Below are 12515 nucleotides of genomic sequence, written 5' to 3' on the forward strand. Positions count from 1 at the left end.
TGTAAGAGAAGAAGCAGCTTACGCTGCTCCTCCGCCACCCTTCATTTTCTTAGCTGCCAGTTTCTTATAAGCGTTGTATCTCGACTGGAACTGTCCCTTGGTCATACCTTGAGAAACAGCGATCTCTAGCCAAGTCTTGTCTTCCTTGGCCCGTCTCTCGATCAGGTCCGGGAACGGGATAGGCTGGCCTTGATGCTCGATTTCCGGGAAGATTGGGCGTTCCTTCAGAATGAAGGCGTCCAACTCCTCTTTATCCACTTCATCAGCATCAGTCGGGTCCGCAGGGTCATGACCTGCTTCACCGGACGGATCACCTGTCCCCTGGTCAGCGCCGCTCTCCCACTCAGGAGTGAACCCATCGCCTTCACCGTCTTGAACCGCGCCGTCAGCTTCTTCGATGACAATATCTCCGACCTCACCTTCAGCGGAATCACCATCTTCAGTGACTGGATCAGGCTCTGCTGCTTTTGAAGGGGATACACCTTGGGATTGCATCCATTCATGCCATGCTGCTGCGGAAGGGGCTACACGCTTGCGGTATTCATCAATTTTCTCTACGATTTTCCCGCTGCTGATCCCGAGCTCGGAAGCCAGCTTCATATAGGTTTCTCCGCTCGCCAAGCGCAGGGAGAAGGCGACGAAATCAAAATCCAAATCCTCGAATGTCGGCGCCAATCCGCTTTGAATGAACTCTTCGATGATGGCCAGTTCGATCTCTGCCGGCAGCTGTTTGATCTCGATCTTCTCCGCAGGCAGCCCCAGGTCCATCGCAAGCTGTTCGCCTTCTGGCTTCACTTCGGAGACAACACCGTTGTCCACCCGGTAGGTCTTAATCGGCTTCTCCGTCCGGGCATTGATCTCGATGTTGTAGTTAACAACCGCAGAATCAAGTGATGCTGTCACTTTGTCTCCGATCATTTCATGCAGCCATTCAATCTTTCCGCGAAGATCTTCGCCGGCCACAACCAGCAAGATGTTCACATCACCATCTGACTTCAAGTCAACCTTTTTTACCAATCCTTTAAAATCGAGATATCCCATGATTACGCAACTCCCTTGATATATTTTTGGTGGTAAGCCCAGCAGAGCGCCAGAGCATCGGAAGGATCGAACAATCGCTGTTGCACATCGCCCTTCTTGTACTTGCCTTTAGGATCAGTGGTCTTGTAGAGAACCGGAACGGCCAATTCGTCATAATCCAGGTCAAACAGTATCTGCATCTCAAAAGCCACTGTCTCTTTATCCGCGTTACCTTTACCCGTCTGCATCTTCAGTTCAGTCGGCCGGATATGAGCAATCTTGATACCCAAGTGAAGCGCAGCCAGTGTGACCACGGAAAATGCTCCGACTAGGGCGATTACGCTGGAAGCATTTTTGAAGTGAACCGGACGCTCCAGAATGATCAGATCCGGCTTCTCCTGCTCAATCATCCGGAAGGTGTCCTGATAAATGGCGTCCAGCACATCCGGCATAGCGATCTTACTGAAATCCCGGAGACCAAACTCAATCGGCTTGCCGTCTTCCATGGTGGCCCATCCGGCATAATTCGTGCCGTGGTCAATACCTAGCATCTTCATCTTTGGTTTCCTCCCTCTCCCTGCGCGGCTTCATCTCGGTGTCCAGTACGTACACCGTGCCGATCACATGCCCACGTTTATCAAAAACAGCGAAGTAATACTTCTGCTGGAACAAAGGATCAATAGATCTATCCGGAATCATCCGGCCTCACCCCGTTTCCCCATCACGAGATCAAATTCGGCGATACCTTCATCCACCTGTTCCGGATCCAGATTAGGAAACTCTGCCAATAGAACCGTTCGCTCCGGTACGAGCCCCGTGTTTTGGTAGTAGATGACCATGAAGTGATACACGTGCCAGTAATTCCAAGCGCCATTCACGACACTGCCCTCCGGATCGTCCGGGGCTTGCCGGAGTACCGATTTATCAGTACTAAATGTTCACGCGTATCCCGCTCCACAAACCAATTCCCCGCAATCAAGCCAGCTGCCTGAATTTCAAGCTTCTGCCGGCGTGTTGGCCGCTTTTCCTGTTTCATTCCCGTTCCTCCTATCGTGGTTGATCTTCCCTTATGGGTTTATCCCGGCCTTTTAATTGAGCTTCATATGCCCAATATCCTTTCACCGCGCTGTCAGAAGTCTCACGAAGTTTGTTTAAGCTGTTGGCTATTGCGGTACATCCATAGAAAACGTAACAATCTTTCAAAGCCTCTATATCTTTGTAAGTGACACTCACCAATGTTTCCCCGAGCAATTCCTCGGCTTTGAGATATCCACCGTCCCACCATTGGCCGTTACAGTGAATGACCTCACCATTCTCAAGTGTGATATCAAACTCTCTGCCGCCAAATGCCTCGAATCCCAATGTTGGCCTGGAATAGTAGTAGCACGATACAAAAGTACAAGTCTCATCTAATCCGATGATTAGATTTCCTTCCTTGTAGTAAGTGAACTCAACTGGGTTCGACATTACATAAGCAATTCCATCGTTAAATGTAACTATGGCTTCTATTTGGTTAGTCATTACGTTCCTCCCTCATGCCCATTTGCGTTTGTCTACGTCATCCGGTGGTGCAGGTACATTGCTGTGTGCTCGTTCGTAGTTTGCGAATTTGTTGAACTGCTTCAGGAAGACCAACTCAGCTGTACCAAGCGGACCGTTCCGCTGCTTCGCAATTATAATCTCGATGATGTTTTTCTTCTCAGTCTGCTGATCATAGTAGTCATCCCGGTACAAGAAGGCTACGATATCAGCGTCCTGCTCAATGGAACCAGACTCCCGCAGATCCGAAAGCATTGGCCGTTTATCCTGGCGCTGCTCGACGCCGCGGCTGAGTTGCGAAAGTGCAACCACTGGAACATCAAGCTCTCGAGCGATCTGCTTCAGCGTCCGGGAAATCTCGGACACTTCCTGCTGCCTGTTCTCGTTGCGCTTCCCGGTTCCAGAAATCAACTGCAGGTAATCGATCAGGATTAACCCCAACCCCTCCTGCCTTTTCAACCTGCGGCACTTATTCCTGATCTCGTGGACGGTCAGCGTCGGCGAGTCATCGATAAAGATATTGCTGTTGCCCAGAATACCAATCGCGTCCGCGCCTTTCCTCCAATCGTCTTCAGCAAAGTCCGCAGTCCGCATATGATTCGCGTCCAGGTTTGCTTCCGCACAGATCATCCGCTGTACCAACTGCGGCGCCGACATCTCCAAGCTGAAAATCGCTACGGTCTCTTTTGACCGCACCGCCACATTTTGAGCGACGTTCAAGGCGAATGCTGTTTTTCCCACGGAAGGCCTGGCGGCTACGATGATCAGGTCACTCTTCTGGAATCCGGCGGTCAACAGGTCAAGATCAACGAATCCCGAAGGAATGCCACTTACTCCATTCTCAGCTTTGTTCGTGGCCCGATGTTCCATGTCCTCGTAAACCTGGACAGCCACTTCACCGATCCGCTTGAACTCTTGTTTTGGTGCTGCTTGATCGGATAAGCGTGAAGCATTGACCTGAGCAATAGCCATGACCCGTGCCGGATCTTCACTCTCAGATGCCATTTGTGCTTGTTCAATCCCCGTTCGAATCAATTCGCGGAGCAGGTGCTTTTCCTTCAGAATCCCGATGTAATAATCCACATTGGCAGCGGTAGGAACACTGTGAGCGATCTGGGATAAATAACTGACCCCTCCGATATCCTCAAGCTGTCCATTGTCCTGCAGTCTGGACATCAGTGTAACTAGATCGATCGGCTGTCCTTCCTCGATGATCTGCTCCATAGCCTCGAAGATGAACCGGTGCTCTGGGTTGTAAAACACATCAATCGGCAATTCCAGCATTGCTTCAAGAGCATCGCCTTCCTTGTCAATTAAAACTGCCCCCAATACAGCAGCTTCTGCTTCTGGATTATGCGGCATCTTAATGCTGGATATTAAGTCTTGCATAAAGCGCCTCCTTCAGCCCTGATGGAGGAGGAACAGCCTTTAATCGCGATGCATCCATTTCGTGTATCAATTCCTGTGTCTGTTTCCGCATCCGTTCTCGCTCCAACTGTTCTCCCAGCCGACCTCGTATTTGAGATATCTTGGGGGGGAAATCACTGGTCATGATGTGCTGTCGAACATTTGACTGAGCCGTATCGTAAGGAATATCCTTCAGCATATCAAGGTCTTCCTCCACGGCCTGTAGGCTGGCGTCAAAGTTGCCATATCGCTTCTTGATAATCTTGTACAGCTTAGCGACTTCCAGTTTGTTCACGGCGTTCCTCCTCTTCGATGAAACGCTGAAGCTCATCGATTTCTTGTTGCTGTTTCGTTTTGCGCTGAGGCTTCTCTGGCAGTTCTCCCGGGGCGACTCCGTCAGTCGGCGCTGAGGTAGTTTGGGAGTTCTTCCAAGCCTCTTCGATCCCGTCCACGTAATACAAAAAGCTTGTAGGAAGCTTAAAACCTCCTCCCTCACGCTTGCGTTTCTCCTCCAGGAGAAGTTCCATAGTTCGGATGGTAAAAGGGTTAGGCGTACCTCCGGCGACCATCTTACCCATGGCTTCACGCTCTCGTGGCTTCACGTGGAAATCTAACTTCCCATGCAATTTGGTATAAGCATCTAAAAGTTCAATCATCGGATTGGATTTCCGGTCTGGAATTACCTCATCAGCGAACTCATTGTCAGTAGTAGTAGTAATAGTAGTACTAAGATCTTTTAATACAGTGTCGGGAAAGTGGTCCAATTTTCGGACAGGTTCACCGTCAGCTTTTATAAAGTAGTCCGGTTTTTGGACAACTTTTTCACCAACTATATTAAAGTAGTCCGAATTTTGGACAGGTTCGCCGACAACTATTAGATCAAATCTGACAGTGTAACTGCCCTTAGCACTCCCCCGTGGAGGGGAAGTATAGCCGATCAATCCGGCATTGACGAGTTTACTACGATGTGTGTTAATGGTATCCCGACTCTTTATTCCGGTTTGAAGTGTAAGCTCAGTGTTTGTCATTTGGAAAGCCCGCTTCCATCCCAGCTTGCAAGATTTCCGCCATAAGGCGACCATGATTGCAATTCCCTCTGGTCCGTATTCCTCAGGACCGCCTATCGCTTCATACTGGTTAAGGAGGCCGGCCATAGTTGGTTCTCTGGCTGACTCCGTCATTCACTCCCCCCTCCCGCAGCAGCCGTGCTATTTCAGTTAATTCCTATCATCCTGCAGGTAAACAAATGGATACTTCACTCGCTTGACCGTAAAACCGGGATAACCACGAGCGAAGTACTCCCGGGTTTCCCGTTTGAACTTTTCCTGGTCTACCTTCATAATTTTCCAGATCCTCTCGCCCATCATGCTCTTCATGAGTGGCTTGTCATCGATCATCGGTCAGCCACACGGACCAGTGAGCCGGTTGTCTCTTGAATCTCCTGCTTGAATCTCTTGGCATCGCTGTTCCCGTCGGAAAGATGAAGCAACCAGATTTCCTCAACATTCCGGGTATCATTGGCTTTCAAGAAGTCTTTCACGTTCTCCAGTGAGAAGTGAGAGCGAAGCAGCCGTTTCTTCTGAGCCGGATGTAGATGGCCTGTTGCCACCCGCTCGTTAACGACGCCCCGAGAGTAGTTACACTCCACCATGATGTGAGTCAATCCGCTGAAGCGATGCCGGCAGTAGTAGGTATCTGTAAGAAAGACCAGCTTATCGCCTGCTGTATTCGCCAACAGGAAGCCCAAGGGCTCCTCCACATCATGCTGAATATCGAACGGTAGAATCGTCCAGGTGCCTATCGTGAACTGCTCCAGCGCCTTGATGACCTTCAGGCGATGACCTGACAGCCCTCTGGCAACTGCTGTCCCTGCACTGGTGTAAATGTTGATGCCTGCTCGCATAATGTCAGGAGCAGCCTTGCTATGATCCAGGTGCTCATGTGTGATAAGGCATCCGGCTATATCCGTCATCCGAAAGTTAAGGGCCCGCTGAATCGACTTATAAGGAAAACCGGCTTCCAGTAGAAGCGCGGTATGACCATCCGATATACGATAGGCGTTACCGGCGCTGCTGGAGCCGAGACATTGGATGTCGATCATTAGAAATCCATCTCTTGTTCCATCGGAGGAACATCTTCAGAGAAATCATATGGATCAGGGCTGCCTGTAGGATCTTCCGGCTGAGCATCGGGTGTACTGGCTGGTGGATCTGTAGGAGTAACATCAATGATGGTTCTATTTGCATTTGCCCTGATCTCCTCATCAACCTCAGCCTCTGCAAAATCGCTCTCCATTTGTTTCAGTCGCAGGTAATCATCATCGATCTTCTGGGAGTCGATAGTGATGTCACCATAGGCCGCACGATAAATGGTCTTCCATGCCATCTTCTCCGGCCAACCCTCTACCGCTTCTTTTCCGACATTCTTACCATTTTCCCACTTGTCTTTCTCGCCACCCCAGAACTCAGGAGAAGCTTTATCCGGCTTACGTTTGTCGATATCCTTCTTTGTCATAATCACGAGTTTGTTTTTCTCGGGCGCGTTGGAAAAACTGTGATAATAGAAGCCTCCGATGATATCCCCGCGGTCAAAAGCATTTACAATCTCAAATTCGTAGCCTTCATATTGATTTTTGGAGTCTTTCTTGACTGGTCTGAACTTATCTGTGGAATACACAAGTTCAACAGTCACATGATCTGGAACATCAAGGCCATATTTGGTAGCTTTCAATTCAATACCGCGATAACCCTCAATGAAGGTGACATCGTATTTACCAGTATTTTTGTTCTTGTATGGGATGGGATTAATGTGGTTTGGCTGAGAAGGATCAAATCCAACCCTCGCCATAGCCACGACATCACAAGCTAGTTTCTCCATATTCACATTCTGCCAGGTAACCGGAACCGGATCTTGAAACTTGCCTGATTTCTTCAATCGTTTCTCCTCAGTAGACTTCAGAATCGCATCCAGGGCGATGAAGTAGTTCTGAGCCAGACGTTTCTGAAAATTAGTGAGAGCAACCTCGCCTACACTGGAACCGAACTGTGAAATGACCTTTGTCATGAAGCGTTCGGATTGGGTAGGTTCCTTCTTGGCAACCGCCGTCGGAGCTGCCTGCTGCTTTGTTTGATCTGTAGTGCTCAATTAAATCCCCTCCTCGTATTAATCGCAGTAAGACCGGAAGCAGTGCGGGCATCCAGTAACAAGTTCCCGACCTGCTTTTTCAACAGAAATCCCCGCGGACTCACGTCCATCGGATTTCCCTTTCCAAACATGATGACCAGGCGCATATATATTTTGATTACACGACCAACAGCGGCCAGTTTTTGGCGCGAAGTGAGGTGCTTTGTTCTCCTCACAATAAATTTCCTGAGCCTTAATGCTCTCTTGAACGTCGTACATTTAAATCGCCTCCTGTATGGCTGCCGTCTCAATGCGCAGCTTCTTATCAGCTTCACTTACAACCAGCCGGATGACCTGAGCGTCCGTTCCGATCAGCTTCGTAACGGCCTCCGCATTGTCCACGAAGATCGGAGCACTAAAACCGTAATGTTCACCCAGCGTATTGATGATGTCCAGGCCGACATTGATCCGGGCAGCATTGTTTAGGCCGCTATCATACGGCACCCCCTTGTAGAGTGTGTCGCAGACTTCCTTGATCCCGCCGTTGATCTGGTCCTCGAAGAGGCGAAACCGGGCAAGCTTGAATTTACTGTTGATCTTGGCATCCAACATGCTGACCTTGGTTTTGGTGAACTCTTCGCAGAGGAACAACTCGTGCTGCAGTCGTTCATATTCAGCAGCCAATTCCCGCTCCTGGTTCTCCAGCTCCGTCACACGCTGCTGCGCGCGGCGGACACCATCAAATTTAGCGAGATCACTTTCCATTCCAGCGATCTCTGAACGCTGCAGGAGAATACTCTGCCGGACAGCAGTTGCAGCATCATCTGAGGAAGCTTTCAGATCATTGATCTGCTGCTGCACTGTCGCTGCCTCAGCCTGCTTACTGGCATAACCCGGATTCGTTGCAGGGTCTTTTACACCAGATCGAAGATCAGTCAGCTCAGCCTCGGCATCTGTCATCTCTGTTTGAAGCAGCTGCAAAGCATTCTTCAGGCTTTCAATCTCTCCATTGAGCCGCACAATCTCCTGTTCAAACTTCTGAGCTTCAGCCACCGCCGCTTTTCCGGAAGCATTAATCCGCTCCTTACATTCCGCCAATCGACGGTTGAAGTCGGCTTCAGCTTTGTCATGAGCAGCTTTGACCTGATCTTCTGGAAGTGACTGTCCGCAGGCTGGGCAATTGGCTTCATGCCCTTCTGGATGTTCGAAGACGATGCCTTTCAATTCTGAAAACTCTGCCCTCAGCCGATTTGCTTCCTGCCGGCGCCCTGCTGCCAGCCTTTCATTGTTCTGAATGCGCTGCTGCTTATCCTCAATATCCCGGCGGTACCGGTTAACCTCGATATGCATTTGATTCACAGCGTCACGTTTAACAGCGACTTTATCCAGCGCATCCGATTGCAGTTGGCCTTTAATGGAGATCAGCTCGCCTTCGATCTCCCGGAGCCGCTTCTCTTTCACAGCCACTTCACCGCCGGAGAGGATTCGGGTAAGCTCCGCCTCCCCAGTCTCTACCCTGCTACGCAGGATGGCGATATCTTCCTTAAGCAGCTCTTCATCCAGTTCGGCAACATCAGGCATCTGTCGTTGCACTTCGCTGATCCGCACCGGCAGCTCCTTAATCTCGCGGTTAATCACGGTGCAGCGGGAGGAAATGACCTTCTTGTGAGAATCAAGGTCCCGCCCGCCGAGAATGCCTGGCAGCGGAGCAAGTTCCTTGTTGCCGTGAATCACCTCAGCATCCGTGAGGTCACCGCACACTTCCAGCAGCACCTTCCTGCGGTCCTCTTTCTTCAACTGTTCATTGAAGTAAGAAGGACTGGTCAAAAGCTTGAACAGATCCTCTTTAATGAGGGAATCTACCTCGGCGGTATACTCTCCCTTTTTGACAGGAACACCATCCAAGAAGTAATTCGTCTCATGACCTTCGAATGCATCCGTTGCGGATCCGCGCTTCTTAGTCCATTTCTCGGAGAAGACCCGGCGAAACGTCCGGCGGCGACCATCGATCAGGAATACTCCTTCTACCTCGTGCTCCAGCTTGTGCTGCAGGACCTTGCCGGCACCGTCCAAACCCTTAATCTCGAAATCGGTCTTGTTCTGGCTGTCCTTACCGAAGAACAACCAGGTGAATCCATCAAAAATTGTTGTCTTTCCGGTAGCATTATCGCCGTAGACATCAGCGTCCCCGCCGTTAACAGCGAGGACGAACTCTCTAATTCCTTTGAAATTACGGAGCGTTAAACGCTCCAGATCGATACGACTCAAGCGATCACCTCCTCAATTGCCGATACACACTCGGCGTGTAAGATCATTTGTTGATCAGGTGTTTCGGGATAACGAATGCCTTCCAGATAAGTCCGGATGGCGTATTCGACTTCAGCCAGTTGCTCGGGATCAGCATGCAGTTGAAAAGTCCCGAACTGCTGTCGGATTGAAAGCACCGGTGGCGAGTAATTAGTAGGAGGTACAATTTCTACCTCGATGCGCTGACCGCTAATGTCAGCAGAATAGGCAGTTGACATTCCATTCACTCCCTCTTGTGTAGTGCGCCTCCACCTGCTAAGATGGAGGCAAGTTGATATTAAATTGTCAAAGATCACTGGTAGCCCGTTCCCGCGGGCTATTTTTCGTTTTCAGCCATTCTTTCTAACGCAATGAATGCGACATTTTTTATGAGCACTCCCGCTTCGCATTCATAGCCACAAGATTTTAACTGCGCCACTATTGAAGATATCGTGTCAAACTGAGCTATCGCTTTTTCAGAAGCTTCCAATTTCACTCCTCCTTCCTATGTAGAATCAAGGTGGGCCGGGACTTGAACCCGGCATCGGTTTGCATCGTAGTTTATGGCCGCCATGTTTCGGGCAAGCTTCACCGGAAAGACTAAGTGGGCGTTTTTCTGTACGGTCATGCCGTACAAACTCTTATAAGCGCCGGAGATTTTCACTCCTACTTCACTATTCGTTTTAAGGCGCTGCATACTCGTTCTGCCACCACCTTGGATGCGTCAACCGCATCTCCAAACGCCAACCCGGAGGAAAGGTTATTTCTAAGGGTCGACGCTTGGAGACAGGGCCGAAGCCGCTGCTCATAAATCTTTTTCTCTACGTTTCAACTCCACATCGAACGCTGTCTTGATAGTGGGAGTAAGAAGGTGGTCCGTAATATCTGAAATCAAATCCCAATTATGTGTTGCCTTCTCGTTCTGCTTAACAGCTCGGTTGTAACGGTGAGGATCGGCGAATCGATCTGAGTACGCTGTTTGGGTCAAGTCCAGAGCTTCAAACCACCGTTGTCTGTAATGGAGATACGATGATACCAGGGCTACGGCGAACTCCTGAACTTCCTGCTCTGTCACACCGCTTCCCCCTTGCCTTTGTTGCGATCTTCCCGTAAAATGGACGCAACGAGATACTTTAAGCGAGTTCTCAACGAGGTCCGCCCTGCCAGGCGGGCTTTTTTCATTTGTTCCTTTGCTGCTGCCAGATCCTTCTGATGCAAAGAAATCATCATTTCAAGCCACTTAATGTTGCTCTCCAGCTTTGCCGGGTCAATCACTGCTGCCTGCTGCTTAACCAGCTTCAGATTGTGCTTTGCATTCTGTGCCACGAATCTCGCTTCCCCTTCCAATTGTTCGAGTGTCATCATTTCAGAATCCCTCATTTCATGTATTGTTTGGCCTTCAGATCGGCACGGTGTTCTTTCCATACGCCCCGCCAGCTGAATCCATATTCCCGGCATAATGCCATGATGTGATGTGTGAACGCCGTAATGGCTTCGATGCTCTCCATGATGGCCGCCTTGACTGCAGCTTTGTCTGCTTCCGTCATTTGATCATTTCGCTTCATGATTGGTGCAAATCTCATTGCCGCTAGAGCTTCTTCGCCCTCTTCGAGCGATTTGTAATGTGTAGCCGCTTTATGTAGGTCAGCGCCATCCAAATAAGGAACACTGGCGCCACCGGTAACTTCTTCAGCAGCTGCGATATAAAGCCGGGGATCATCGAAAGCTGAAGCTGCCTGCCGCATTAGATGATTTGTTGCCGGCCGCTTTCCGGTCTCAACCTTCGCGATTGATGATCGATCCACTAGAACCTGATCAGCGAATTCCTCTTGTGTCATCCCTTGCTGCTTTCGATAATCCTGAAGCACGTCTCCTATAGACAATTTTCTCATCTCCCTCTGTCCGTTATAATCAGGGTAGTCGGACAAAATGGGGCTTGAAGAGGTCTGAATCGGACAAAATGGCACGTAATCCGCGTAGATATGTGACACACCGACGATGTACTATTTAGTTAAGCAATTCCCCTTGCCGCATTCCCTGCCCGCCGCTGCCGGTACAGCTCGGCGGGTTTGTATTATCCGGTTGCATGATTGCGTCTTGCCTTAAATTCTTTGCCAGCGTTCTCATTGATCCAACCAACCTGTTTCTCAGCCCACTGCATCAATAGATGAGTGATGACTCGCGGGTGACCAAAGTCTCTGATGACCGGGAAATCGGGGCGATTAAAGAGTTCGGCTGTTTTCGATTCACCAATTCCCAGCAAGTTCATAAATTCTTCCCGACGTAAGAATGGCGGAAGCTCTTGAGTAGTTGCAGTTTGTACTGATGCTGCGACCGTTTCTCTGATCCAACGTTCAAGGTCATCGGTTTCAATTACGATAACGGCCATTTAGATCACCTCTTTTTCATTATTTTTATTATGCAACGTTTTGTTGCCTTTATTGTCAAAAAAAAGAGTCCATTTGAACTTTAATCTGGTTGCTATTTTCATAGCGAGATCGACGCTGGGATTTCTTAATCCTGATTCAATCATCCCATAGTACTGACGGCTAATTCCAACATCTGAAGCTACTTCGTCGTGTGTTAAACCTGTATTATTCCTGATCTTGCTTAACCATTCTCTATCCATATTCACCACCCCTATAGGTAACATTGTGTTGCCTTATATCTTTATTATACGCAACATTTTGTTACTGTCAATACTTTTAAGAAACTATTTGTTACCTCGATTTAAAGCAACAATTAGTTGCGGTATAATGACCAAGAGGTGATGTTGTGATATTTAGAACAGACCGTTTGAAGAAGAAGAGATTAGAAAAGAAATTCACGCAAAAATATATGGCACAAAAATTAGGAATTACTCGACAAGCGTATGGTTATTATGAGACGGGGCAAAGGAGGGTTGATTTGGAGACAGCGACTGTGTTAGCTGAGATACTGGAGATTGAACCCACATACTTGGTGGATTTACAAGAAAATACAGTCACCGGCTATGACAAAGAGACCGAAGAAGCTATCCAGTTAATATTAGATGCTGCAAAAAGAAGTGGTCTATCACCTGGAGATCCAAAGTTCCGTGAAGTATTCCTTAAGGTAATTGAGGCGGTTACTATCGCAAACAGAGAGAATCACAAATAATT

Annotated in this window: 20 protein-coding genes; 1 reads left to right on the forward strand and 19 read right to left on the reverse strand. The window is 49.0% G+C overall.

Annotated elements, in window-relative coordinates; translation table 11 throughout:
- Positions 1 to 18: 18 nt before the first annotated feature.
- The 19 genes from A3844_RS33005 to A3844_RS01940 form a co-directional block, all read right to left on the reverse strand.
- Entirely contained in the window at positions 19 to 1041 is a 1023-nt protein-coding gene (locus A3844_RS33005) for an ICP22 family protein (RefSeq protein WP_074106426.1), read from the reverse strand.
- Between the two features lie 2 nt (positions 1042 to 1043).
- Positions 1044 to 1577, reverse strand: coding sequence for a crossover junction endodeoxyribonuclease RuvC (locus A3844_RS01855; RefSeq protein ID WP_074106427.1), 534 nt, complete (start codon positions 1575 to 1577; stop codon positions 1044 to 1046).
- Complete coding sequence (locus tag A3844_RS32620) at positions 1558 to 1719, reverse strand: hypothetical protein (protein ID WP_167374616.1); 162 nt, start codon at positions 1717 to 1719, stop codon at positions 1558 to 1560. The genes A3844_RS01855 and A3844_RS32620 overlap by 20 nt, the downstream gene beginning before the upstream one ends.
- The gene (locus A3844_RS32625; RefSeq protein ID WP_074106428.1) at positions 1716 to 1898 is read right to left on the reverse strand and encodes a hypothetical protein; all 183 of its coding nucleotides are present in this window, start codon (positions 1896 to 1898) and stop codon (positions 1716 to 1718) included. The genes A3844_RS32620 and A3844_RS32625 overlap by 4 nt, the downstream gene beginning before the upstream one ends.
- Positions 1895 to 2056 carry a DUF6906 family protein gene (locus tag A3844_RS32630; RefSeq protein ID WP_167374617.1) on the reverse strand — a complete coding sequence of 54 codons (162 nt, stop codon included), beginning with the start codon at positions 2054 to 2056 and terminating at the stop codon, positions 1895 to 1897. Before A3844_RS32630 ends, A3844_RS32625 begins: the two co-directional genes overlap by 4 nt.
- Positions 2057 to 2067: 11 nt before the next feature.
- Positions 2068 to 2541 (reverse strand): hypothetical protein, encoded by a 474-nt coding sequence (locus tag A3844_RS01865; RefSeq protein WP_074106429.1) that lies wholly within the window; start codon positions 2539 to 2541, stop codon positions 2068 to 2070.
- Positions 2542 to 2553: 12 nt separating this feature from the next.
- The gene (gene dnaB, locus A3844_RS01870; protein ID WP_074106430.1) at positions 2554 to 3948 is read right to left on the reverse strand and encodes a replicative DNA helicase; all 1395 of its coding nucleotides are present in this window, start codon (positions 3946 to 3948) and stop codon (positions 2554 to 2556) included.
- Positions 3923 to 4261, reverse strand: coding sequence for a replicative helicase loader/inhibitor (locus A3844_RS01875; RefSeq protein WP_083606639.1), 339 nt, complete (start codon positions 4259 to 4261; stop codon positions 3923 to 3925). Before A3844_RS01875 ends, dnaB begins: the two co-directional genes overlap by 26 nt.
- The gene (locus A3844_RS01880; RefSeq protein ID WP_074106432.1) at positions 4239 to 5147 is read right to left on the reverse strand and encodes a hypothetical protein; all 909 of its coding nucleotides are present in this window, start codon (positions 5145 to 5147) and stop codon (positions 4239 to 4241) included. Before A3844_RS01880 ends, A3844_RS01875 begins: the two co-directional genes overlap by 23 nt.
- Before the next feature lie 212 nt (positions 5148 to 5359).
- Complete coding sequence (locus tag A3844_RS01890) at positions 5360 to 6067, reverse strand: MBL fold metallo-hydrolase (RefSeq protein WP_074106434.1); 708 nt, start codon at positions 6065 to 6067, stop codon at positions 5360 to 5362.
- Complete coding sequence (locus A3844_RS01895; RefSeq protein WP_074106435.1) at positions 6067 to 7110, reverse strand: recombinase RecT; 1044 nt, start codon at positions 7108 to 7110, stop codon at positions 6067 to 6069. The genes A3844_RS01890 and A3844_RS01895 overlap by 1 nt, the downstream gene beginning before the upstream one ends.
- 258 nt (positions 7111 to 7368) lie before the next feature.
- Positions 7369 to 9357 carry an AAA family ATPase gene (locus A3844_RS01905; protein WP_074106437.1) on the reverse strand — a complete coding sequence of 663 codons (1989 nt, stop codon included), beginning with the start codon at positions 9355 to 9357 and terminating at the stop codon, positions 7369 to 7371.
- A complete protein-coding gene (locus A3844_RS01910) occupies positions 9354 to 9614 on the reverse strand; it encodes a hypothetical protein (RefSeq protein WP_074106438.1) in 261 nt (86 codons plus the stop codon). Before A3844_RS01910 ends, A3844_RS01905 begins: the two co-directional genes overlap by 4 nt.
- A 98-nt stretch (positions 9615 to 9712) precedes the next feature.
- On the reverse strand, positions 9713 to 9865 hold the full coding sequence (locus A3844_RS32635) for a hypothetical protein (RefSeq protein WP_167374603.1): 153 nt from the start codon (positions 9863 to 9865) through the stop codon (positions 9713 to 9715).
- A 315-nt stretch (positions 9866 to 10180) separates the two neighbouring features.
- Positions 10181 to 10450, reverse strand: a complete 270-nt coding sequence (locus tag A3844_RS01920) for a hypothetical protein (protein WP_074106440.1) — start codon at positions 10448 to 10450, stop codon at positions 10181 to 10183.
- A complete protein-coding gene (locus A3844_RS01925; protein ID WP_074106441.1) occupies positions 10447 to 10740 on the reverse strand; it encodes a hypothetical protein in 294 nt (97 codons plus the stop codon). The genes A3844_RS01920 and A3844_RS01925 overlap by 4 nt, the downstream gene beginning before the upstream one ends.
- An 11-nt stretch (positions 10741 to 10751) precedes the next feature.
- The gene (locus tag A3844_RS01930) at positions 10752 to 11258 is read right to left on the reverse strand and encodes a helix-turn-helix transcriptional regulator (protein WP_083606640.1); all 507 of its coding nucleotides are present in this window, start codon (positions 11256 to 11258) and stop codon (positions 10752 to 10754) included.
- 191 nt (positions 11259 to 11449) lie between these two features.
- Complete coding sequence (locus A3844_RS01935; protein WP_074106443.1) at positions 11450 to 11764, reverse strand: hypothetical protein; 315 nt, start codon at positions 11762 to 11764, stop codon at positions 11450 to 11452.
- Positions 11765 to 12004, reverse strand: a complete 240-nt coding sequence (locus A3844_RS01940) for a helix-turn-helix transcriptional regulator (protein WP_074106444.1) — start codon at positions 12002 to 12004, stop codon at positions 11765 to 11767. It lies immediately after the preceding gene.
- Positions 12005 to 12150: 146 nt separating this feature from the next.
- On the opposite strand from A3844_RS01940, the gene A3844_RS01945 reads away from it, so the two are divergent.
- Positions 12151 to 12513, forward strand: a complete 363-nt coding sequence (locus A3844_RS01945; RefSeq protein WP_074106445.1) for a helix-turn-helix domain-containing protein — start codon at positions 12151 to 12153, stop codon at positions 12511 to 12513.
- Positions 12514 to 12515 lie beyond the last annotated feature (2 nt).

The organism is Paenibacillus helianthi (genome assembly GCF_001909055.1).
Classification (GTDB): domain Bacteria; phylum Bacillota; class Bacilli; order Paenibacillales; family Paenibacillaceae; genus Paenibacillus_AQ; species Paenibacillus_AQ helianthi.

Excerpts from the sequence above, each read along its gene's own strand:
- A3844_RS33005 (WP_074106426.1), bottom strand. The coding sequence starts at position 1,041 with ATGGGATATCTCGATTTTAAAGGATTGGTAAAAAAGGTTGACTTGAAG.
- A3844_RS01855 (WP_074106427.1), bottom strand. The coding sequence starts at position 1,577 with ATGAAGATGCTAGGTATTGACCACGGCACGAATTATGCCGGATGGGCC.
- A3844_RS32620 (WP_167374616.1), bottom strand. The coding sequence starts at position 1,719 with ATGATTCCGGATAGATCTATTGATCCTTTGTTCCAGCAGAAGTATTAC.
- A3844_RS32630 (WP_167374617.1), bottom strand. The coding sequence starts at position 2,056 with ATGAAACAGGAAAAGCGGCCAACACGCCGGCAGAAGCTTGAAATTCAG.
- A3844_RS01865 (WP_074106429.1), bottom strand. The coding sequence starts at position 2,541 with ATGACTAACCAAATAGAAGCCATAGTTACATTTAACGATGGAATTGCT.
- dnaB (WP_074106430.1), bottom strand. The coding sequence starts at position 3,948 with ATGCAAGACTTAATATCCAGCATTAAGATGCCGCATAATCCAGAAGCA.
- A3844_RS01880 (WP_074106432.1), bottom strand. The coding sequence starts at position 5,147 with ATGACGGAGTCAGCCAGAGAACCAACTATGGCCGGCCTCCTTAACCAG.
- A3844_RS01890 (WP_074106434.1), bottom strand. The coding sequence starts at position 6,067 with ATGATCGACATCCAATGTCTCGGCTCCAGCAGCGCCGGTAACGCCTAT.
- A3844_RS01910 (WP_074106438.1), bottom strand. The coding sequence starts at position 9,614 with ATGTCAACTGCCTATTCTGCTGACATTAGCGGTCAGCGCATCGAGGTA.
- A3844_RS01925 (WP_074106441.1), bottom strand. The coding sequence starts at position 10,740 with ATGATGACACTCGAACAATTGGAAGGGGAAGCGAGATTCGTGGCACAG.
- A3844_RS01935 (WP_074106443.1), bottom strand. The coding sequence starts at position 11,764 with ATGGCCGTTATCGTAATTGAAACCGATGACCTTGAACGTTGGATCAGA.
- A3844_RS01940 (WP_074106444.1), bottom strand. The coding sequence starts at position 12,004 with ATGGATAGAGAATGGTTAAGCAAGATCAGGAATAATACAGGTTTAACA.